Source organism: Vibrio casei, assembly GCF_002218025.2.
GTDB lineage: Bacteria > Pseudomonadota > Gammaproteobacteria > Enterobacterales > Vibrionaceae > Vibrio > Vibrio casei.
Genome location: NZ_AP018680.1, coordinates 937,025 through 957,134, shown reverse-complemented (window position 1 = coordinate 957,134; position 20,110 = coordinate 937,025). Strand labels below are relative to the sequence as shown.

General features: G+C 40.1%; 21 protein-coding genes and 1 pseudogene. 7 read left to right on the top strand and 15 right to left on the bottom strand.

Going from position 1 to position 20,110, the window contains the following annotated elements; genetic code table 11:
- The first annotated feature begins 198 nt into the window (after positions 1–198).
- Entirely contained in the window at positions 199–1,212 is a 1,014-nt protein-coding gene (gene ansA / locus VCASEI_RS04635) for an asparaginase (protein ID WP_086960564.1), read from the top strand.
- A 140-nt stretch (positions 1,213–1,352) separates the two neighbouring features.
- On the opposite strand, the gene VCASEI_RS04630 is transcribed toward ansA, so the two are convergent.
- Positions 1,353–1,637 (bottom strand): YeaC family protein, encoded by a 285-nt coding sequence (locus tag VCASEI_RS04630; protein ID WP_086960565.1) that lies wholly within the window; start codon positions 1,635–1,637, stop codon positions 1,353–1,355.
- 107 nt (positions 1,638–1,744) lie between these two features.
- Positions 1,745–2,128 (bottom strand): peptide-methionine (R)-S-oxide reductase MsrB, encoded by a 384-nt coding sequence (gene msrB / locus VCASEI_RS04625; RefSeq protein ID WP_374700992.1) that lies wholly within the window; start codon positions 2,126–2,128, stop codon positions 1,745–1,747.
- A 527-nt stretch (positions 2,129–2,655) separates the two neighbouring features.
- Between msrB and gap the strand changes: the two genes are divergently transcribed.
- The 3 genes from gap (at position 2,656) to rlmA (ending at position 5,700) form a co-directional block, all read left to right on the top strand.
- On the top strand, positions 2,656–3,651 hold the full coding sequence (gene gap / locus VCASEI_RS04620) for a type I glyceraldehyde-3-phosphate dehydrogenase (RefSeq protein ID WP_086960567.1): 996 nt from the start codon (positions 2,656–2,658) through the stop codon (positions 3,649–3,651).
- A gap of 228 nt (positions 3,652–3,879) precedes the next feature.
- A complete protein-coding gene (locus VCASEI_RS04615) occupies positions 3,880–4,764 on the top strand; it encodes a D-hexose-6-phosphate mutarotase (protein WP_086960568.1) in 885 nt (294 codons plus the stop codon).
- A 108-nt stretch (positions 4,765–4,872) separates the two neighbouring features.
- On the top strand, positions 4,873–5,700 hold the full coding sequence (rlmA, locus tag VCASEI_RS04610; protein ID WP_089110388.1) for a 23S rRNA (guanine(745)-N(1))-methyltransferase: 828 nt from the start codon (positions 4,873–4,875) through the stop codon (positions 5,698–5,700).
- Between the two features lie 20 nt (positions 5,701–5,720).
- Here rlmA and VCASEI_RS04605 read toward each other — a convergent pair.
- Positions 5,721–6,350, bottom strand: a pseudogene (locus tag VCASEI_RS04605) (endonuclease).
- A gap of 290 nt (positions 6,351–6,640) precedes the next feature.
- Between VCASEI_RS04605 and VCASEI_RS04600 the strand changes: the two are divergent.
- Positions 6,641–7,621, top strand: coding sequence for a ChaN family lipoprotein (locus VCASEI_RS04600; protein WP_086960571.1), 981 nt, complete (start codon positions 6,641–6,643; stop codon positions 7,619–7,621).
- Positions 7,622–7,745: 124 nt separating this feature from the next.
- On the opposite strand, the gene VCASEI_RS04595 is transcribed toward VCASEI_RS04600, so the two are convergent.
- The gene (locus VCASEI_RS04595; RefSeq protein ID WP_086960572.1) at positions 7,746–8,186 is read right to left on the bottom strand and encodes a YcgN family cysteine cluster protein; all 441 of its coding nucleotides are present in this window, start codon (positions 8,184–8,186) and stop codon (positions 7,746–7,748) included.
- Positions 8,187–8,345: 159 nt separating this feature from the next.
- On the opposite strand from VCASEI_RS04595, the gene VCASEI_RS04590 reads away from it, so the two are divergent.
- Positions 8,346–8,594 (top strand): YkgJ family cysteine cluster protein, encoded by a 249-nt coding sequence (locus VCASEI_RS04590; RefSeq protein WP_086960573.1) that lies wholly within the window; start codon positions 8,346–8,348, stop codon positions 8,592–8,594.
- 35 nt (positions 8,595–8,629) lie between these two features.
- Here the strand turns inward: VCASEI_RS04590 and recR are convergent, their stop codons facing one another.
- The 7 genes from recR to VCASEI_RS04560 all read right to left on the bottom strand — a co-directional run bounded on the left by recR (position 8,630) and on the right by VCASEI_RS04560 (position 14,556).
- Positions 8,630–9,229, bottom strand: a complete 600-nt coding sequence (gene recR / locus VCASEI_RS04585; RefSeq protein WP_086960574.1) for a recombination mediator RecR — start codon at positions 9,227–9,229, stop codon at positions 8,630–8,632.
- A gap of 97 nt (positions 9,230–9,326) precedes the next feature.
- A complete protein-coding gene (locus VCASEI_RS04580; RefSeq protein WP_086960575.1) occupies positions 9,327–9,656 on the bottom strand; it encodes a YbaB/EbfC family nucleoid-associated protein in 330 nt (109 codons plus the stop codon).
- Between the two features lie 191 nt (positions 9,657–9,847).
- Complete coding sequence (gene dnaX / locus VCASEI_RS04575; RefSeq protein WP_086960576.1) at positions 9,848–12,019, bottom strand: DNA polymerase III subunit gamma/tau; 2,172 nt, start codon at positions 12,017–12,019, stop codon at positions 9,848–9,850.
- 95 nt (positions 12,020–12,114) lie between these two features.
- Positions 12,115–12,660, bottom strand: coding sequence for an adenine phosphoribosyltransferase (apt, locus tag VCASEI_RS04570; RefSeq protein ID WP_086960577.1), 546 nt, complete (start codon positions 12,658–12,660; stop codon positions 12,115–12,117).
- A gap of 91 nt (positions 12,661–12,751) precedes the next feature.
- Positions 12,752–13,132, bottom strand: coding sequence for a YbaN family protein (locus VCASEI_RS04565; protein WP_086960578.1), 381 nt, complete (start codon positions 13,130–13,132; stop codon positions 12,752–12,754).
- Between the two features lie 58 nt (positions 13,133–13,190).
- Complete coding sequence (locus tag VCASEI_RS19750; RefSeq protein ID WP_258954852.1) at positions 13,191–13,313, bottom strand: hypothetical protein; 123 nt, start codon at positions 13,311–13,313, stop codon at positions 13,191–13,193.
- 142 nt (positions 13,314–13,455) lie between these two features.
- Positions 13,456–14,556, bottom strand: coding sequence for a response regulator (locus tag VCASEI_RS04560; RefSeq protein WP_170924581.1), 1,101 nt, complete (start codon positions 14,554–14,556; stop codon positions 13,456–13,458).
- A gap of 394 nt (positions 14,557–14,950) precedes the next feature.
- On the opposite strand from VCASEI_RS04560, the gene VCASEI_RS04555 reads away from it, so the two are divergent.
- Positions 14,951–15,826, top strand: a complete 876-nt coding sequence (locus VCASEI_RS04555) for a LysR family transcriptional regulator (RefSeq protein ID WP_086960580.1) — start codon at positions 14,951–14,953, stop codon at positions 15,824–15,826.
- 199 nt (positions 15,827–16,025) lie between these two features.
- Here the strand turns inward: VCASEI_RS04555 and purF are convergent, their stop codons facing one another.
- The 4 genes from purF to folC form a co-directional block, all read right to left on the bottom strand.
- On the bottom strand, positions 16,026–17,543 hold the full coding sequence (purF, locus tag VCASEI_RS04550; protein WP_086960581.1) for an amidophosphoribosyltransferase: 1,518 nt from the start codon (positions 17,541–17,543) through the stop codon (positions 16,026–16,028).
- 38 nt (positions 17,544–17,581) lie between these two features.
- Positions 17,582–18,082, bottom strand: a complete 501-nt coding sequence (locus tag VCASEI_RS04545; RefSeq protein WP_089110389.1) for a CvpA family protein — start codon at positions 18,080–18,082, stop codon at positions 17,582–17,584.
- Between the two features lie 61 nt (positions 18,083–18,143).
- Positions 18,144–18,752, bottom strand: a complete 609-nt coding sequence (locus tag VCASEI_RS04540; RefSeq protein ID WP_086960583.1) for an SPOR domain-containing protein — start codon at positions 18,750–18,752, stop codon at positions 18,144–18,146.
- A 12-nt stretch (positions 18,753–18,764) separates the two neighbouring features.
- Complete coding sequence (folC, locus tag VCASEI_RS04535; RefSeq protein ID WP_086960584.1) at positions 18,765–20,033, bottom strand: bifunctional tetrahydrofolate synthase/dihydrofolate synthase; 1,269 nt, start codon at positions 20,031–20,033, stop codon at positions 18,765–18,767.
- Positions 20,034–20,110: the final 77 nt, after the last annotated feature.

Below are 20,110 nucleotides of genomic sequence, written 5' to 3'. Positions count from 1 at the left end.
CAAAAAAGGACGCTTATTAAGCGTCCTTTTAATTATAAGTTCTCGACTATACAGAATCTTACTTGGGTCATCACAACTGAGTATACTCTGAGTTATTTCGCCATTCTAGCCCAAGAATTTTTTCTTACATCAACTACACTTTTCTAGTCAAAAATCGCTATAATCACCCTCTGTTCCCTACAAACGACTATTAAAATCATGACAAGAAAACATATTTACATCGCCTACACTGGTGGGACTATTGGAATGAAACGTTCCTCTCATGGCTACATCCCTGCGGATGGTTTTATGACGCAACAACTTGCCGCCATGCCAGAATTCCACCGCGAAGAAATGCCACTTTTTACCGTGCATGAATACTCGCCATTGATGGACTCTTCAGACATGACGCCAAATGATTGGCAACATATCGCAGACGACATTAAAGCAAACTATGATAACTACGATGGTTTTGTAATTTTGCATGGCACGGACACTATGGCTTATACTGCGTCTGCGTTGTCTTTTATGTTTGAAAACCTCGGCAAACCAGTGATTGTGACAGGCTCACAAATCCCTCTAGCAGAATTACGTTCAGATGGCCAAGCCAACCTTTTAAATGCTTTGCATATTGCGGCCAATTACCCTATTAACGAAGTCACATTATTTTTTAATAATCAATTGATGCGTGGTAATCGCAGCACGAAATCTCGAGCCGATGGTTTTAATGCTTTCACCTCCCCTAATCTACCTCAATTATTAGAAGCTGGGATCAACATTCAAGTCAGTAACCCTAATTTAATTGATAAAAAACCAACGGGTGATTTCAAAGTCCATACCATCACACCACAACCAATCGGTGTGATTACAATGTACCCGGGAATTTCTCATGAAGTAATTCGAAACACATTACGACAACCTGTTAATGCAATGATTTTATTAACATTTGGGGTTGGGAACGCGCCCCAAAACAAAGAAATGTTGTCGCATTTAAAAGAAGCTTCTGAGCGTGGTGTGATTGTCGTTAACCTAACACAATGTTTGACAGGAAAAGTAAATATGGATGGTTACGCAACAGGGGTATCACTGGCTGAAGCAGGTGTGATCAGTGGTTATGACATGACTCATGAAGCAGCATTAGCTAAGCTTCACTTTTTATTAAGTCAGGACCTCAGCTACGAAGAAATAAAAGCACAAATGAAACAAGTGTTACGTGGAGAGATGAGCGTCTAAAAAGCGACTGTATCCGAGCCTACGTACACTTCTCTACTAGCAAGAGCAAAAGTAAGTTAACCCTCTTTTGCTCTTCTTTTTTGAACGACCGTTTTCTTCAATCATTAAAATTAATGAGGCTCTACTGGTAAAATTACTCTTTAATTTCCTTCTACCTTAACGCGAAAAATATCCGCTTCGTTTTCGGAAAATTGTTTTTTCAATTCCGATTTTGATTTAAACGTCACTTCTCCCCCCACAGCAACACTCATGTGCTGGGAATCATGGTTATGTTTTGATTGATAAAGCATGACAGCTTGCATACAAGAATCGCGTTGCTCTTTAGTGATAGGCGTTCCATCTAACCAACGACCCGTTTCGATTGCATAATTTAGACGCTCATACACTTCTGGTGTCATTGCACTAAGCAACTGTTCAACATTCATTTGTTCTTTCCTTTTACCTGTATTCGACTAAAATACTTGAGCCGCTTTATCCGTCAATGCTTTCACTCTAAAACAACGTCTACGATCACAGATGCTCGTTATTTAAATCAGTCATTGAAAATAAGTGATACCGAATTCACACAATACCGCTGACCCGTTGTATCTTGTGGCCCATCCAAAAACACATGGCCTAGATGGCTATCACATTCAGCACAACGAATTTCTGTACGCGACATACCGTGGCTATTATCCTCTAAATACCGAATAGCATCTTTACGAATAGGTGCATCAAAACTTGGCCACCCGCAACCAGAATCAAATTTGTTGTCAGAAAGAAATAAATCGGCCTTACAGCAAGTACATTGGTAAGTGCCGGTCTCTTTATTATGCAAAAGAGTACCCGAGTATGGCGCTTCAGTCCCACCTTGACGACAAACTTGAAATTGTTCTTCTGTTAATGCGTCTTTCCACTCTTGAGTCGTTTTTTTCACTCGATATCCTTTACCTGTTCGTTCAATACAAACCCTGATCTAAATACTATTAAAAGCTTTTCACGAGTACATCAATAAATTTTAAATACACGATAATTCGCTACAAAAATCACAAGGAATAGATAACACCTTCTATACTGGAATAATTCCATAGATATTTGTGCTAATCAAAGCAAGTAAATGATCTTATAATTTAAGTTTAACATTGATCGTTTTTAAACAAAAACTTGCTTATCAACCTAAATGTGGCACATACTTTCTGTCGATTTTAAATGGTGACTCAAGTCACATTAATGTATGATTCGAGTCAGCCCCAAAGGATATGTACAAACTTGTAGCACTGACAGAATCTTAAATGCACAGTGTGGGCAATAATTAGTCGTTCTTAATCAATAAAGAAAGAAAGTAACTCTTTTTTTTGACTTTAAACAAGTAAAGACGGATTATTCCTTGCAGTATGTAGCTGGGTTCTGTAATTTTACTACCAGTTATCTTTAAATCTGAAATTAAGTTGTGGAGCAACTACAATGACTATCAAAGTAGGTATTAACGGTTTTGGCCGTATTGGACGTTTCGTTTTCCGTGCTTCTGTTGAGCGTGACAACATCGAAGTTGTTGGTATCAACGACCTTATCGACGTTGAGTACATGGCATACATGCTAAAGTACGATTCAACTCACGGTCGTTTCAACGGTACTGTTGAAGTTAAAGACGGTAACCTAGTAGTAAACGGCAAAACTGTTCGTGTAACTGCTGAGCGTAACCCTGAAGATCTTAAGTGGGATGCTATCGACGTTGACGTTGTAGCAGAAGCAACTGGTCTTTTCCTAACAGACGAAACTGCTCGTAAACACATCACTGCTGGCGCTAAGAAAGTTGTTCTTACTGGCCCATCTAAAGATGCCACTCCAATGTTCGTTAACGGTGTAAACTTTGACACTTACGCAGGCCAAGATATCGTTTCTAACGCTTCTTGTACTACTAACTGTCTAGCACCTATCGCTAAAGTACTTAACGACAAGTGGGGCATTGACTCTGGTCTTATGACTACTGTTCACGCAACTACAGCAACTCAAAAAACTGTAGATGGTCCTTCTGCGAAAGACTGGCGTGGTGGTCGTGGTGCTTCTCAAAACATCATCCCATCTTCAACTGGTGCTGCTAAAGCGGTAGGCGTTGTACTTCCTGAAGTACAAGGTAAACTAACTGGTATGGCTTTCCGCGTACCAACTGCTAACGTTTCTGTAGTTGACCTAACAGTTAACCTAGCAAACGCTGCAACTTACGAAGAAATCTGTGCTGAAATGAAGCGCGCTTCTGAAAACGAGCTAGCTGGCGTTCTTGGTTACACTGAAGATGCAGTTGTTTCTCAAGATTTCATCGGCGAAACTAACACTTCAGTATTCGATGCTGCTGCTGGCATCGCACTTAACGACAAGTTCGTTAAAGTTGTATCTTGGTACGACAACGAAATCGGCTACTCAAACAAAGTTCTAGACCTAATCGCTCACATCTCTAAGTAAGCATTAGTATAGACTTTCTTTGAAAGTTCTTCTTTTGAAGACAAGCTAATAAAAGGCGGCCATTGTGTCGCCTTTTTTGATTTCAGTTCCTAGGTGGCTAATTCCTAGTCCCTAGGTCTTCACTGACGCTTAATAATCACTACAATAGTAATTATTTCGATGACTTCGCCCTAGTCAGAAAACTGCCTTTTTCTAACAACTAGGGACTAGAAACTAGGAACCCAAACCATGAACCTTACTCACTTACCGGTTATCAATACTCTTTCTGACTACATCACTATTACTCAAAAAGATCAGCTTAAAATCATCCACATTCAACACCCTAAAGCCGAAGCTGCAATTTCTCTATTTGGTGGACATGTAATTTCGTTCAAGCCACAAGGCGAACAAGAGCTCATCTTTACCAGTGAAGACGCGGTTTGTGATGGTAAAACCCCCTTACGTGGCGGTATTCCTGTCTGCTGGCCGTGGTTTGCTAAAGCATCTGAACCAAGTCATGGTTTTGCACGGACGACAGAATGGTCTTTAGTTGAGCACAGAGAAAATGAAGATGGCGTGATGGTTCGAATTGAACTAAAACCCTCTCAAGAAACATTAGCCATTTGGCCACATCAATTTGAAGTCTTTTTAGATGTTGAAGTCTCTGAACAATTAACCACAACCATGCATATCAAAAACACCGATGAGCAGGCATGGAAATTCTCTGGTGCGCTGCATACTTATTTCAACATTGCCAATATTCTGGATACTCAAATTACCGGTATGGGCGAGTACTACACCGACAAACTACAAAGTGGCAAAATTTGCTTAGGTGGGGATACACTTTCTATCACTTCAGGTGTCGACCGTGTTTATACTCATCCAACCAAACAAATTTGTATTTCAGATCCTCAAAATCAACGTACTATCAGTGTAGAGAATCAAGGTGATACTGCAGCCGTCATCTGGAACCCATGGGAGCTTGCACAAGGCATGCTAGACATGAAAGATGATTCCTATACCAATATGGTATGTGTAGAATCTACTTTATATGCAGAAACGCTTGAGGGTGGCCACACACTGCTGCCTGGTGAAAGCTATAAATTAAGTACCAAGATAAGCTTAAAAGCGTAGACCACAATCTAGAAACTAAGGACTAGACACTTTTTCGACCTAGTCCTTTTTTCACTTTGCACTCCATGCCATACTCCGCATCCAAATTACTAACAAGACTGACCCTGTATGATCTATCAATGCCCTCTTTGCCATCACACTCTAAGCACTACTCAAAATGGCTTTACTTGCACTAATAATCACCAGTTTGATCGTGCGAAAGAAGGCTATGTTAATCTCATGCCAGTTCAGCATAAGCGATCTAAACAGCCAGGTGATAATGCAGAAATGATGCAGGCTAGACGTCGATTTTTAGCATCCGATCAATACCACCCGATGCGCGAGGCGGTAGCTGCATTATGTAAAAAGCACTTGGTCAATACTTCCCACCAATTATTAGATATAGGTTGTGGAGAGGGCTATTACACCCACTACATTGCTCAACAGCTACAACAACAAAACTCAGCGGCTACTTGTTATGGATTAGATATTTCTAAAGTTGCCATTCGCTATGCTGCAAAACGCTATAGCAATAACACGATGCAGTTTTGTGTCGCCTCTAGTCACCGCCTACCTTTTGCTGATAATTCACTCGATGCCATTTTGCGTATCTATGCGCCATGTGACCATCAAGAGCTGCAGCGTACTACCACCGACCATGGACTAATCATTACTGTTACCCCTGCTGCTCGCCATTTATATCAGTTGCGAGAACTCGTGTACCAAGATGTTAGGTTGCACGATGAATCACCAGAAAATATTGTAGGGTTTACACTACTAGAAGAACAAAAGCTGCATTATGAAATGGCAATGACAGGTAGTGAAGCGGAAGATTTACTCCAGATGACGCCGTTTGCTTGGAAGGCTTCAGAAGAAATCAAAGAAAAATTAAAACATGCCCCACAATTTGACTGTGAGGCCGATTTTATTTTACGAGTTTACCGCAAGCAAGATTAAGCTAGCGCTAGCGTCATAACCTACAAAGTAGCACAACGCTCTTCTAATATAGGGTTAATGTTGTGCTGATAACTTTTTACTATTTCAGCTTTCTGACATTCAAAATCACTCACCGGATATTGCTTATCCCAAACGTTAAAAAGCTGACGTTGTTGCTTACTTAAACGAAAATTTGATTACGTCGAATCAAAATATAAATACGTTCTGGCAATTAATCCTCTTGCTAACTCTGGTGGTTGGGCCTTTCGACTATCGACATGAAAATCGCAAGATCCAAAATCACTTTTAGTCCCGGATAACATTTGAAAATTGTAATTTGAGCGATACGCATTAACCGAACCTACAGCAGCAAATAAGTTGTAACCATCCGCTTGCATTAAGCGAAATTCTTTACTGACTTTAGTCGCGCATTTTCGCCCTTTAAATGCTTTTCCATTTTTAACGCACTCACTATCCCCTTCTCGCCATTCTTTAAAACTACGTCCGAAGTTTTCTGCCGGTACTATATGCTCGAACTCAATGCGTTTTACACGAGACTCATAAAGCGAAGTATTAAAGCCTGATGGGAGCTGGGTTTGTTTTTTAGTATTAAATGGAACGTCACAATAAACCGTTCGTCTAACCGAATTTTGGTTATAGACATTATTCATTAATAGACGCTTGGCTTTCGAAAAAGAATCAATACTGGTATTTGGAGTGGCATGAGCCATAACTGGTAACGATAACGCAACAAGAGAAAACAATAACTTCATTTCTACATCCTTATTTCCTCCTATTGTAAATTCTTTTTCATACTTTATTAATACTTCTATATACATTTTTATCAATAATAACAAAATGATTTATTTGATAATGATTATCATTTATTGATTTAAATGTTGTTATTCAGTAATATCAACGCCCATTGCTGACGTGTAACAGGCTATAAAGGATTTATTGAATGACAAAGAAACAGCTCCTATCAACCTTAAGTATAGGATTCGCTGCACTTGGCTTATTATCTGGTTGCTCATCACCAGCAAACCCGAAATCAACCAATGCTATTGATACATTTTATGATTTTCAGTTGCATGCACCATCCGGCCAAGCCATGCCGGTCAGCCAGTTCTTAGAGCAAGTAAAATCGGTGGATGTCATTTTAGTCGGTGAATGGCACACTCATGCTGGAGTTCATCATTTCCAGACTCAATTACTCAAACAATTCATTAAGCATAAGCATAATATTGCTTTATCAATGGAACAATTCTCCCGTGACAAGCAATCAATAGTCGATCAATATTTACATGGTGAGATTGGTGAACAGACTCTGATAACACAAGGTAACGCATGGCCGAATTACGAAAGTGATTACCGTCCTCTTATCGAAGTTGCAAAAACACATAACGTGGATGTCATCGCCTCTAATGCCCCAAAAATCATGGTGCAATGTATTGCAAGAGAAGGACTTCAGTATTTAGATTCTTTAGATAAAGATCAAAGGCAGCTTGTTGCTAAAACAATCTTTACCGGAGAGAGTGCTTACAAACAAAAATTCATGGCTTCTATGCACCATGGAACAGAACAACAAAACGAACAACAATATGCCGCGCAAGTTACTTGGGATGAAACGATGGCAGAAAGTATTGTGAATTATTTAAAGGCCAATCCAACTAAGCAAGTCATGCATATAGCGGGAATGTTTCACACTGAAGGTGGTTTAGGGACCGCTTCTGCCATTTTAAAATTGAACCCTAACTTAACCATTGCGGTGATTACACCCACTGAGACCATTACTGAAAACTCTCCTGATTACCAACTTAAGGTCATTGCACCTCCGGCACGTTATGTTCAAAAGAACCATCGCTTGGAAGCTTACAAAGCGTTAGGAAAACGTAAAAATACGATTGATTGCGATTCACTTACCCCAATCAAGGTGCAGTAATAAAAATGCCGCCACTCTGTCACCATAAAGATGACGGAGTGACGGCAAAGTTTAATTACACAGGTTTCATCTATTTCTATAGGTTAATGGCGTCGCCACAACCTCTTATAAACCTCGATGTGGCTTACTTTCTGTTAGGATGATTTAAAATGTGATCTTCCCAGTCTACGACATCAATTTCATACACTACTTTATTGCGAACACTTTCTCCCGCCGCGTGCATGGCTGACTTAGAGCCCGTAATCAAAGGATGCCATTCAGGCAGTGGTTTATTTTCCGCAAGTAAACGGTACGAACACGTTTCTGGTAGCCAATTGAACTCATCAATTTTATCTCTTGTGAGCTTTAAACACTCTTCACCAGACTCAAAACGATTAGGGTAATCTTTGCAACCACAAGTCTTATTATTTAACCAACTGCAAGCCACATTGGTGTAATACACTTTATCGCTATCTTCATCCATTAGTTTATGTAGGCAACACTTTCCACAGCCATCACATAAAGATTCCCATTCTTGCTCACTCATTTGCTGCAGTGTTTTGCGTTGCCAAAATGGAATATTCATAAGGTTGCCTTTAACTAACAATTTAAAACGGATGTGAGGTTTACACCTCAAACTAGGTTGCGTTTTATACGCTTTTTATAGATGAAGTTCAAGTTCTACTATTTTCATCATGGGTATTTTGCTACTATCTGCGCCCACTTTTCAACGAGGCAAAATAAGATGGATTGTCGCTTAGGCTGTGGAGCGTGTTGTATCGCTCCAAGTATTTCATCAGCTATTCCTGGCATGCCAAACGGGAAACCGGCAGGAGTTCGCTGCATTCAACTGAATGATGATAACTTATGTAACCTGTTTGGCTCTCCAGAACGACCGGCTGTTTGTCATCATTTCAAAGCGGAAGCAAGCATATGCGGTGAAACATCAGCGCAGGCGATTAGCATCATCACCGAACTAGAGCTTATGACGTAAGTATTCGATATTTGATCACTAGGCACTGATGCAAATTATAATTTTAATCGACCTAACAATGAGTGTGAAAGCGTGGTTCCATCAACCAGCTCAAGCTCTCCTCCCATTGGTACACCATGAGCAATACGACTGGCATTAACCTCATGAGCTTTACATAACTGAGCAATATAATGCGCAGTTGCTTCACCTTCAACGGTTGGATTGGTAGCAAGAATAACTTCTTCTATATCGCCTTGAGCTAAACGATAATCCAGCAGATCTAAGCCAATATCACTTGGCCCAATACCGTCTAAAGGGGATAAATGCCCCATTAGCACAAAGTATCGACCTGAATACTGTCCTGTAGCTTCAATGGCAGCAATATCTGCGGGCGTTTCTACCACACACATTTGACCATTTGCTTGGCGTTTAGGGTTAGTACAGATATGACATGTATCTTGCTCTGTAAATGTTCGGCATTGATCACAATGGCCAATTTCGGTCATCGCTTGCGACAATGCTTCAGCAAGTTGTAACCCACCTTTACGGTTTCGCTGTAATAAATGGAAAGCCATTCTTTGCGCCGATTTAGGCCCAACACCCGGTAAGCAACGCAAAGCTTCCATTAATTGTTCCAACATGCTGCTAGTTCGCATTCACTTCTCTTTCTGCTTAACGTAAAACTGCAGCCTAATAAATAAGCTGCAGCTTGATAATACATTCGACTCGATTAACCAATACATAACGTATCTATTAAAATGGCATTTTCATACCTGGTGGTAATTGCATTCCACCAGTCACACCCGCCATTTTCTCTTTCTGAGTTTCTTCAACACGACGCGCTGCATCATTGAAAGCAGCTGCAATCAAATCTTCTAGCATTTCTTTGTCGTCTTCCATCAAGCTTTCGTCAATCTCTACACGACGAACACTGTGGCTGCCTGTAATGGTCACTTTTACAAGACCTGCACCAGATTCACCAATAATTTCCATATTGGCAATTTCTTCTTGAAGCTTTTGCATGCGCTCTTGCATTTGCTGGGCTTGCTTCATCATGTTGCCCATTCCGCCTTTACCAAACATGTTAATCTCTCATCAGTTAACTAAATAATAGATTGCCAATCGGAATATGATGATTCAACTCCATGACATCGATACTTCTTTAATTGGGTTAAAAGTATTAACTTTCAACCCTTACTCTTCTAAAATTCAACACCATAAATGAATACCCCAAAGTAATTGAAGTTGCCGCTTCAAATGAAATGAGGATATCGTTATATCGGTCGAACACTTTCATTATCAATTTCTGCTGAAAATCGTTTTTGAAAAAATTGAATATTAGGATCCGCCGCTAAACTGACAAATGCTTGCTTTAACTTTTCTTGATATAAATTTTCACGCAATTCCAACGGGGTCACGCCGTCTTCACCGATATGAATAATAAGCTCACACGTTTGCTGGAAATACTGAGATAATACCTCGTTCAGCGCCTGCTGTGCCTTAGATGTATTAAGGTGAGCTTGTTCGGAGCGCAACGTTAATGTGATTTTTTCATCATTTTTTACATACGTTGAATTCAATGCAAGTTGTTCAACCATTTTAGCGGTATTCAATTGTTGAATAATGGCTGCCCAAGGATCTTGTTTAATCGATTCATTCAATAGTTTTTCGACCATTTCTGGCGTTTTGATGTGTTCCAATGCACGTTTAATTTGTGTTGGAGTAAGTTCATTATTCTCAATAATAAACGCTTCTGGCTGCGCTGGTGTCCATTGGTAGGGTTCATTACCGGTTTCAGCTTTACCTACACCAGAAATTGGCGTTCCGTTTGATGACATTGGCGACCCCTGTAGCGCTTCAACCGCAGCTGCCGTATGCTTACTCGCAATACGATCTAATACTGAAGTTTTAGTCGGGCTGACAGGTGCCGCATCATTCTTTTTTGCAGATTCACTCGCAGCCGGAGTGGTACGTAAATTCTGACGCTTACTGCGAAGCTGGTGCCTTAAACCAGTCAAAGGTGATGAAATAACCTCTGATTGTTTTTTATCTACCAAGGACGAAACCGCTTGAGTCTGATTTTGTGGTGGTGTACCACTTGCCGCTGAATGATCACCTTTTTCCATATGGTTTTCAGCAGGAACAGACTCATTCCTTAGCCATTGCTGACTGTCCGTATTTTCTATCACAGGTGATTTCATCATCGACTGAGAACGAGAAGGCGGAATATGCTGCGCCGCTGCATCCGAAGACGACTGGTTCACTTTTGTAGAAGGATGTGTCATTTGACGTTGCGATTCAACCACAGGTACTGACATAGTTTGTGGTTGAGATGTGATGATAGGGTTCGCGTTAACCGATTGCGCTGGGCGAAATGCCAGCATGCGTAATACTAGCATTTCCGCAGCCATTTTCTCATTAGGCGATAATGATAAATCTTGACGGCCTTTTAGCGTCATTTGATAGTACAGCTGTATATCTTGAGGACTTAACGCTTGGCTCAATAACTCAATTCGCTCAGCATCTGGTTGTTCTTTATCAAGGCTAGCTGGTAACGCTTGATACATAGCAATACGGTGTAATTGAGAACTCAATTCTTTAAGCAAGCCATCCCAAGCAATTCCATTGGCCGCTAAGTGGTTTAAACAATCCATAGCAACTTGTGGTTGCTGGCTGCTGATGGCCTCTAACAACAATATCGCTTGCTCGGTATCGAGTGTACCCAGCATATTGGAAACCGTTGCACTGTCAATATGACCGTTCCCCAACGCAATAGCTTGATCGGATAAACTGAGTGCATCACGCATACTGCCATCTGCTGCATGAGAAATTAAGCTTAGAGCTCTTGGCTCTGAAGTGATTCTTTCCTCACCAAGCACAAGATCAAGCTGTTCATGGATTTCTTCGGAACTGATAGGCTTTAAATGAAATTGTAAGCAACGCGATAAAATAGTAACCGGCAATTTTTGAGGATCAGTAGTCGCTAATAAAAACTTAACGTATTCTGGTGGCTCTTCTAACGTTTTTAATAAAGCATTAAAACTATGACGCGATAGCATGTGAACTTCATCGATCAAATATACTTTAAAGCGACCACGAGCGGGCTTGTATTGGACATTATCCAAAAGCTCTCTTGTATCTTCGACTTTCGTTCTTGAGGCTGCATCGATTTCAAGTAAATCAACATAGCGACCTTGATCGATTTCAATGCAGCTATCACATACGCCACACGGATTGTCAGTGATGCCAGTTTCACAATTAAGGCCTTTAGCAAACAATCGACCAATCGACGTTTTACCTACACCGCGAGTACCGCTGAATAAATAAGCGTGATGCAACCTATTTTGCTTCAAAGCATTCTCTAATGCAGTAATAACATGGCTTTGCCCTACTACATTTTCAAACTTTGTAGGTCGCCATTTTCTTGCTAACGCTAAATAACTCATCAATAATTCCGGTTATGTGACTCTAACTGACTGCTTCTATACCCAAGTAAACTCTGCATCTTGAAATTACTTGGGTACATTCAATATAAAAGGTATTAGTGCCCATCAAACTCACAAATACTGTAAACATCCAAACCTAATTTTACTAATTTTTCTTCGCCACCAATATCAGGTAAGTTAATAACAAAAGCAGCATGAGAAACATCGCCACCTAACTTACGTATCAATTTCACGGTTGCTTCAATCGTACCACCAGTTGCTAATAAATCATCAACCACAAGTACTTTGTCACCTTCATGAATCGCATCGGTGTGAATTTCTAGCACATCCGTTCCATACTCAAGTTCATAAGACTGTGACAATGTTTCACGGGGTAGCTTGCCCGGTTTACGCACAGGTACAAAACCTAAACCTAACTCTAAAGCCAGAGGGGCACCAAATAGAAAACCGCGAGCTTCTGTCCCTACCACTTTCGTAAATCCCATTGATTGGTATTTTTCAACAAGAAGCTGAATGGTGGCTTGGTAGGCTTTCGGGTCTTCCATCAAACTTGTGACATCACGAAATAAAATGCCTTTTTTAGGGTAGTCTGGAATCGTTTTAATGCTAGAGCGAATAAATGCGGTGGTGTCCGTTGTCATAATGAAGTTCTTTTAGTTAATTACGCTAAGGGTGATTTTATCATTCCTCACTCATGTCGTAATGGTTTAATGCTTAATAATGACAAGTATGTTAGTGATTTTCATCAACCTCGGCAACTCTTGAAACAGGATCATGAACCGGTAAGCGATAAAAGAAGAAAAACAAGAAGGTGAAACCAACTAAGACGCCAAATTTCATCCACCAAATTGGTACCATAAAGAATGAAAACAGAAAACTGATTATTAGCAAGAAAAAACCACGCTTTTTCATGGCTGAACTTACCGCTTTATGATCATTCCAATTATCAATGATAGGCCCAAGTTGTGGGTGATGGTGAATCCAGTAATGAAACTTTTCATTACTTCGCATGAAACAGGCACTCGCCAATAATAAGAATGGCGTCGTCGGCAATAAAGGAAGGAAGATACCTAGAATTCCAAGAACAAGCGCTAAGCCACCAACAACATTCAACAAAAATTTACGTATGATGGGACAAGTTCCTTACATAAGCTTAGCGCAGTAGCTAGCATTAATTTTGGGTTAACATATTAATCCATGTAAGTGTTGCAGGAAGCGTTGGTAAAAGTAAAGCCACAATCACGCCTAAAAAATAAAACAAGTTAAATGGTTCTTTAAAATTTTCGTCTGCCACAATCGTTCCCTCGTTATAAGATTTTGAAAGCATAATATAATCGAAGCCGATACCAACAAAAACATACGAAATGTAAGGTTATAAACAAAAAAACGACTGTGCTTCATAATTCCCCATGTTATTAACACAATATTTTCCAACATCAACTATTGGTGTTTTTTATCGATAATTTAAAGCTTCTTACACCAAGTTCACTCAACACCAGCTCTCCACCTTTTTTCATCGGTAAATCACTCGTAACAAAATTCTTAGTACAACCCTCACCAAGCTTAATGCCCATTTCAATCGCCTGATTTTTTCCTTGCTGCATCCAATTACTTTTAATTCCGGCAGGCAAAATTGAAATGGTACCTTCGACCATATCAGCAATACCAAAAATAGCAGGAATAGGATCCGCGCATTGAGTACAACCGATCCCTTTTTCTATCGCTTCAGCCAGATCTTTTAAATCTGAATGGCAACGTTTTCGGGTTCTTAAAAAGTCATTAAACAAAGCACGAACTAATAGTGCCGTACCAACACCGTTATCTCCGCCAGCAGAGGAATCAACTAAATAAAAAGCAAATCGCCCATCCATAAGCCATGAATAGTCAAAAACCAACGGCATATTTTCCGACGATTGAAGGATCAAATAACTGCATTTCCAATCACCTTGTTGTGTATCTCTTTCTGGCTGTAGTGCGTGCAGTAGGTCTCTAGCCGTTACCGTGTTATCTTTTAAATGATTTAAATGCCAGTACAACTCCGTTTCTTCAGCTACTACGCCAGACGAATCGACTCTAAACCATTGGCTTGAAAAATCTCGTACCACACTAGGATTATTTTGAGATTCATCCAAGGTTGTTTTTATTGCATCGGTAAAATGATCCAACTTTGTAATCGGTTTTGTTAAGAAATCTTTAATTCCAAAACGCAATACACGCGCTACATCACTCATGTCTTCGGTTGCAGAAACCACAATCATAGGCAGCATAGGGAACTGCCAACTGACTTCTTCAACCAATTCAATGCCACTCATAATGGGCATGTTTAAATCACAAATAATAAGATCAGGAACGTGATCGCGTAATAGCTGTAATGCCTCTAAACCATCACCTGCTTCCATCACATCGAAATCAAGTTTTTGAAGATAAGAGGAAATCATGCTCCTGAAAATAGGATCATCATCCACTAGCATAATGGTCTGCATCGAACTACCTAGCGCTAAATGAACTCTCTGGACTTGAGAGGTTGAGTTATGCATATTGGAAGAACCTCTTGGTAATGGTTAGTTTCCTAACTGCGAATACAAACAAATGGCTCTTTTACCTTTTGTAACTTTAATTGATAAATTTGAACATAATACTGTACTTTTAGTTCCTCATCTTTACCGTTGATGTGAAACATTTAACAAAAAAATCATTAAACGCATGTTCTATCTATCTAATGATCAAGAAACATAAAAATAATATCCTGCGCTGATGCACATTACTTATATAAAAATAGTAACGAAATGGCCCAACTTCAAACTCTAATTGTAGGCAAAACTGCAATGATTGGTTTCAAAATTAGAAATAAAATTGATATGAGACAACCCAAACCCCATTTGTTCAGTTACACTGGCGCTAACCAAAAGATCTCTATAAGTGTCTAGTACTATGAAACTCGATGATTTAAATTTATTCCGATTAGTGGTTGAGAACGGTAGTTATACGGCAACATCTCGAAAAACGGCTATTCCTGTAGCAACAATCACAAGACGTATTCAAGCGCTTGAAGAAGCCGTTAACCTTAGGCTTCTCAATCGTAATGCACGTAAACTCTCTCTGACAGAAGCTGGGCAACGTTTTTACGATGAGTGCTCTCCACTACTAAAAAGTTTATCTGAAGCGACTGAAAATATTTCTGACGAATGTAAAGGGGCATCGGGTAAATTACGTATTTCAGCGCCATCTAATACAGCTAAACGTATGATTATGCCAATGTTAAACGAATTCATGGCTCAGTACCCTGACATTCGCATCGAACTCTCAATGACTAATTATGCCGATCAACTTGATCCTACTGAATGGGACGTCATTTTCAGAGTCGGTCCTCAACGAGACTCTAGTCTTATCGCACGTAAGATCAATCAAGTAAAAGATGTTTTAGTCGCAAGTCCTAAATACCTTGCTGATTGTGGCGAACTAAACCATGCCGAAGATTTACGCCATCATGCGTTACTAAAAGGGCTACCATTAGTAAAATGGCAATTGAGCAACTCTCATGGTGAACACATTACTATCAATGAAAAAGGACGCCTTGAAGCCAGTGAATTAAACGTCGTACGGAAAGCCTGCACCTTTGGCTTAGGCATTAGCCTCATGCCTGATGTCATGGTCGAAGCTTATTTACACGAGGGACGTTTAGTTCGGGTTCTAGATGATTGGAGTGCCAACTCTCGTGAGATCTACATGTTGTATAATCATAAGAACCACCAACCGGAAAAAGTGCGTTTGTTGATTGATTTTATTGCTCAGCATGAAGTGATTTAATCACACTATTCCAGCCTCCATCATTATGCTTTGCCACAAACCAACCATGTGTACAAGCAAAACCATATGGCATAACGACCAAAGGGCTTTCAAACATCTTTTAACAAAAGGTAAAGTTTATTTTCTCTGTTTCTTAGCCATTAAATATAAAAACCAGACCTCTTATAGATCTGGTTTTTTAGTCAAACATAATATCGAATTATGCGCCTTCGTTATGCATCTCTAAATTCGCTAGATCCACCTGCATATCACGGTCTAATTTCGCATCATCATTCCGAATAGAGTCAATCAAATCTAAATAAGCTTGGTCAATATCCCCTGTTACATAATGACCACTGAATACGGAAGTCTCAAATTGCGTTACCGATGGATTACCAATCCCAACCGCTGACACTAAGTCAGAAAGATCTTGGAACATCAATGCATCCGCACCAATCATTTTACAAATCTCATCCGTCTCACGTCCATGTGCAATTAATTCATTCGCACTAGGCATGTCGATGCCATAAACGTTAGGGAAACGCACTTCAGGTGCTGCTGACACCATATAAACATTTTTAGCGCCGGAATCTCGAGCCATCTCAATAATTTGCTCAGACGTTGTCCCACGAACAATTGAGTCATCAACAAGAAGAACATTCTTTCCTTTAAACTCCGATCGTATGGCATTCAACTTCCGGCGAACCGATTTTTTACGTTGCTGTTGTCCCGGCATAATGAAAGTACGACCAACATAACGGTTCTTCACAAAACCTTGACGGTAAGGTTTGTCAATCAGCTGTGCGATTTCTAATGCGATATCACAAGAAGTTTCAGGGATAGGAATGACCACATCAATATCCAAGTCATCCCATTCACGTTTAATTTTATCACCCAACTTTTTACCCATTTCAAGACGAGCACTGTATACCGAAATTTTATCGATAAAAGAATCAGGGCGAGCAAAATAAACAAATTCAAAAATACATGGATTAAGTTTTGGCTCTTCAGCGCACTGCTCACTGAACAATTGACCATCAAAGGTGGCATAAATTGCTTCACCAGGCGCAACATCACGTACAAAATCAAAACCAACAGCATCAAGCGCAACCGATTCAGAGGCAACCATATACTCGGTACGACCTGCTAATTCACGCTTACCTAAACACAATGGACGAATGCCATTTGGATCACGAAAAGCAACCATACCGTGCCCAATAATCATCGCCGCCACCGCATAAGCACCCTTCACTATCGTATGAACTTTCTTAATAGCATTAAAAACATCCACTTCAGTCAGTGGATAGTTTTCTGATACATCAATTTCTTGAGCTAAGATATTGAGTAAAACTTCAGAATCAGAAGTGGTGTTCACATGACGACGCCCCTGTTCAAATAACCACTGACGAATATCATTCGCGTTAGTTAGGTTACCGTTATGAGCAAGGGTAATGCCATAAGGCGAATTGACATAGAATGGTTGAGCTTCAGAAGCACTTGAACTACCCGCTGTTGGATAACGAACATGACCGACTCCAACAGTGCCTTGCAAACGTTTCATGTGTTTCATTTCAAACACATCTTTCACGAGTCCATTGGCTTTACGCAGACGAAAACGATTGCTATCTATGGTAATAATACCTGCAGCATCTTGGCCGCGATGCTGCAATACCGTTAATGCATCATAAATCGATTGATTGACAGGCGTTACCCCTACGATTCCAACAATACCACACATGTCTTAACCCTCGGTTAGCAAAGCACTGACGCAACCACTTACTTATGCAGAGGTGCGCCGGTTAAAAAGCTTGATGTTTGTTTCAAATGGTCAAAAAACGGTGCAATAACCCGGCTAAATTGCGGGATTAATTGAGAGTCTTTCCACCACTGTGAACTCGGGAATGCCGTAAATGCATCCATAAAAAAGAGAACGACTGCAATAATCAGTACGCCGCGTAATGCACCAAAAACGACCCCTAAAATTCGGTCTGTGCCAGATAGGCCAGTTTTTTGTACTAACTGTCCAATAACATAGTTGACCAATGCGCCAACCACTAAAGTGGCTACAAACAAGGCACCTAATGCCACACCATTACGAACTATGTCGTTTTCAATGTTGGTAAAGTAAGCTGCCAGTTTTAGATAATATTGTGTGGCAATAAAAAATGCGCCAAACCAAATTACTAACGACAATGCTTCTTTAACAAAACCACGAACTAAGCTGATCAAAGCTGAGAAGCCGATCACCCCTAAAATGACAAAATCTATCCAAATCATAAAATGTACATCTTAAGTTGGCGCGCATTTTAACAGAAAAAAGCGCAACGCAAACGTTTTCTTATGGATTAAGTGGCTTAAAAGTCTGCAATTGACCTTTTAGACCGGTAATTTTTTGCAGCTTATCAATTTGTTGTTCCAATTTTTCTTTCGAAACATCTGGACCAATAATGACACGCGATAAACCATTATCAGGTTTTAAATGTGCTTGAAAGCCTCGTTTTTGTAAATCAGTCACCAATTTTTTCGCATTATCTTGGTTTTTCAATGCCACGAGCTGAATGATCCAAGCGCTATCTGCATATTTATTTTTTTCTCGTACTGGTATAATTTTCGGTTCGGAGACATCTTTTACTTCTGAACGATCTTCCTGGTCAGCCACTTGAGCTGTCACTGTTTTTTTCGGCTCTTCAATGGATTCCGACTTTTGATCCGATTGAACCGTCACTACTGGCACGGGTTCTTTCGGTAGTGGCACGTCAAGCTCAACGGGCTCCTTTACCTCATCAGACACCAACTCATTCACTTCATCTGTTGGCTTAATTGGAATAGCAGCAAACTCTTCTTGGTAATGTTTTTTTTGTCCATCAAATACATCAGGCAATACAATCACACCGATAGCGACCAGAATAACAGTGCCGATTAAACGGCTTTGAAACTTACTTGCCATTTTGACTCCTACTTATTTATGTTGATGCCAATAATTCAATACTTCACCTACAGTATGAAAAGATCCCACCACAAGCAATACATCATCTTCTTGTGCTTGACCTTGAGCTGATTTAAACGCCTCTACAGGTGTTTGGTAATGCCCTTTTACCGCTGATAAATATTGGCAAAGTTCAGCTTCTTGAGCTGCTCTTGGCCCTTTTAAAGAAGAGGGATACCAATAATCAACAACAGAAGACAACACATCTAAAGTACTTTTTATGTCTTTATCATGAAGCATGGCAACCACGGCATGAATAACATTATTTGGATAACGCTTTTTAAGCTGCCCAACTAAATACTCGGCAGAGTGGGGGTTATGGGCAACATCCAATAATATGGTTGGATAAGTAGACAGTACCTGCATCCTCCCAGCAAGTTGAGCAGTTTCAAGACCATTCACAACATTCACATCGCTGATCTCTAAACCCGATTGGCTTAATGCCATTAGAGCGGTTGCTGCATTAGCAAGTGGTAGCCTTGGTACCGGTAAATCTTTTAGATCAAAGGCACCACACTGCCAATGCCAGCGAGTTTCATCATTTTGATCAACTTCATAAGTAAATTGCACACCAACTTGATACAACGGTGCGTGAATATCATCAGCATGAGCCGCAACGCTATAAGGTGCATGGGGTTGCCCACATACAGCAGGTCGACCTGAACGAAAAATGCCAGCTTTCTCAAAACCGATTACATTAATGTCACTGCCTAACCAATCCACGTGGTCAATAGCAAGACTAGTAATAATAGAAACATCATGATCCACAACATTAGTGGCATCTAATCGCCCACCTAGACCAACCTCTAAAAGAACCACATCAACCTGCTCAGTTTGAAAAATACGCAAAGCAGCAAGAGTGCCAAATTCAAAAAAACTGAGACTAATTTCACCACGAATTTGTTCAACAAAGGAGAAAGCATGTGTGTGTAATTCATCACAGGCATTTTGCCCATTAATGCGTACACGTTCATTATATTCAATTAAATGAGGCGAGCTATACACACCAACTCGATATCCAGCATCAATTAGAATGGCTTCCATTAATGCACACGTTGAGCCTTTACCATTGGTTCCAGCAACAGTGATTACAGTTGGAGCAGGTTTTGTAAGATTCGCGGATTGTGCAACTTTAGAGATTCGCTCAAGTCCAAGATCAATAGCACTAGTATGGATATTTTCTAAATAATGAAGCCACATCGACATTGGTGATGTGGCTTCAGGAGCATTATGTTTGGTCATTAAACGCTGAACTCATTAAATCTTTATCTACTGGAAGCAAAGATAAGTCATCATTAATTTGCTGCTTTAATTTTGAA

Excerpts from the sequence above, each read along its gene's own strand:
- ansA (WP_086960564.1), top strand. The coding sequence starts at position 199 with ATGACAAGAAAACATATTTACATCGCCTACACTGGTGGGACTATTGGA.
- VCASEI_RS04580 (WP_086960575.1), bottom strand. The coding sequence starts at position 9,656 with ATGTTTGGTAAAGGCGGAATGGGCAACATGATGAAGCAAGCCCAGCAA.
- apt (WP_086960577.1), bottom strand. The coding sequence starts at position 12,660 with ATGACAACGGACACCACCGCATTTATTCGCTCTAGCATTAAAACGATT.
- VCASEI_RS04545 (WP_089110389.1), bottom strand. The coding sequence starts at position 18,082 with ATGATTTGGATAGATTTTGTCATTTTAGGGGTGATCGGCTTCTCAGCT.
- VCASEI_RS04600 (WP_086960571.1), top strand. The coding sequence starts at position 6,641 with ATGACAAAGAAACAGCTCCTATCAACCTTAAGTATAGGATTCGCTGCA.
- VCASEI_RS04540 (WP_086960583.1), bottom strand. The coding sequence starts at position 18,752 with ATGGCAAGTAAGTTTCAAAGCCGTTTAATCGGCACTGTTATTCTGGTC.
- VCASEI_RS04590 (WP_086960573.1), top strand. The coding sequence starts at position 8,346 with ATGGATTGTCGCTTAGGCTGTGGAGCGTGTTGTATCGCTCCAAGTATT.
- dnaX (WP_086960576.1), bottom strand. The coding sequence starts at position 12,019 with ATGAGTTATTTAGCGTTAGCAAGAAAATGGCGACCTACAAAGTTTGAA.
- VCASEI_RS04615 (WP_086960568.1), top strand. The coding sequence starts at position 3,880 with ATGAACCTTACTCACTTACCGGTTATCAATACTCTTTCTGACTACATC.
- rlmA (WP_089110388.1), top strand. The coding sequence starts at position 4,873 with ATGATCTATCAATGCCCTCTTTGCCATCACACTCTAAGCACTACTCAA.
- VCASEI_RS04560 (WP_170924581.1), bottom strand. The coding sequence starts at position 14,556 with ATGCATAACTCAACCTCTCAAGTCCAGAGAGTTCATTTAGCGCTAGGT.
- purF (WP_086960581.1), bottom strand. The coding sequence starts at position 17,543 with ATGTGTGGTATTGTTGGAATCGTAGGGGTAACGCCTGTCAATCAATCG.
- gap (WP_086960567.1), top strand. The coding sequence starts at position 2,656 with ATGACTATCAAAGTAGGTATTAACGGTTTTGGCCGTATTGGACGTTTC.
- recR (WP_086960574.1), bottom strand. The coding sequence starts at position 9,229 with ATGCGAACTAGCAGCATGTTGGAACAATTAATGGAAGCTTTGCGTTGC.
- VCASEI_RS04595 (WP_086960572.1), bottom strand. The coding sequence starts at position 8,186 with ATGAATATTCCATTTTGGCAACGCAAAACACTGCAGCAAATGAGTGAG.
- folC (WP_086960584.1), bottom strand. The coding sequence starts at position 20,033 with ATGACCAAACATAATGCTCCTGAAGCCACATCACCAATGTCGATGTGG.
- VCASEI_RS04555 (WP_086960580.1), top strand. The coding sequence starts at position 14,951 with ATGAAACTCGATGATTTAAATTTATTCCGATTAGTGGTTGAGAACGGT.
- VCASEI_RS04630 (WP_086960565.1), bottom strand. The coding sequence starts at position 1,637 with ATGAATGTTGAACAGTTGCTTAGTGCAATGACACCAGAAGTGTATGAG.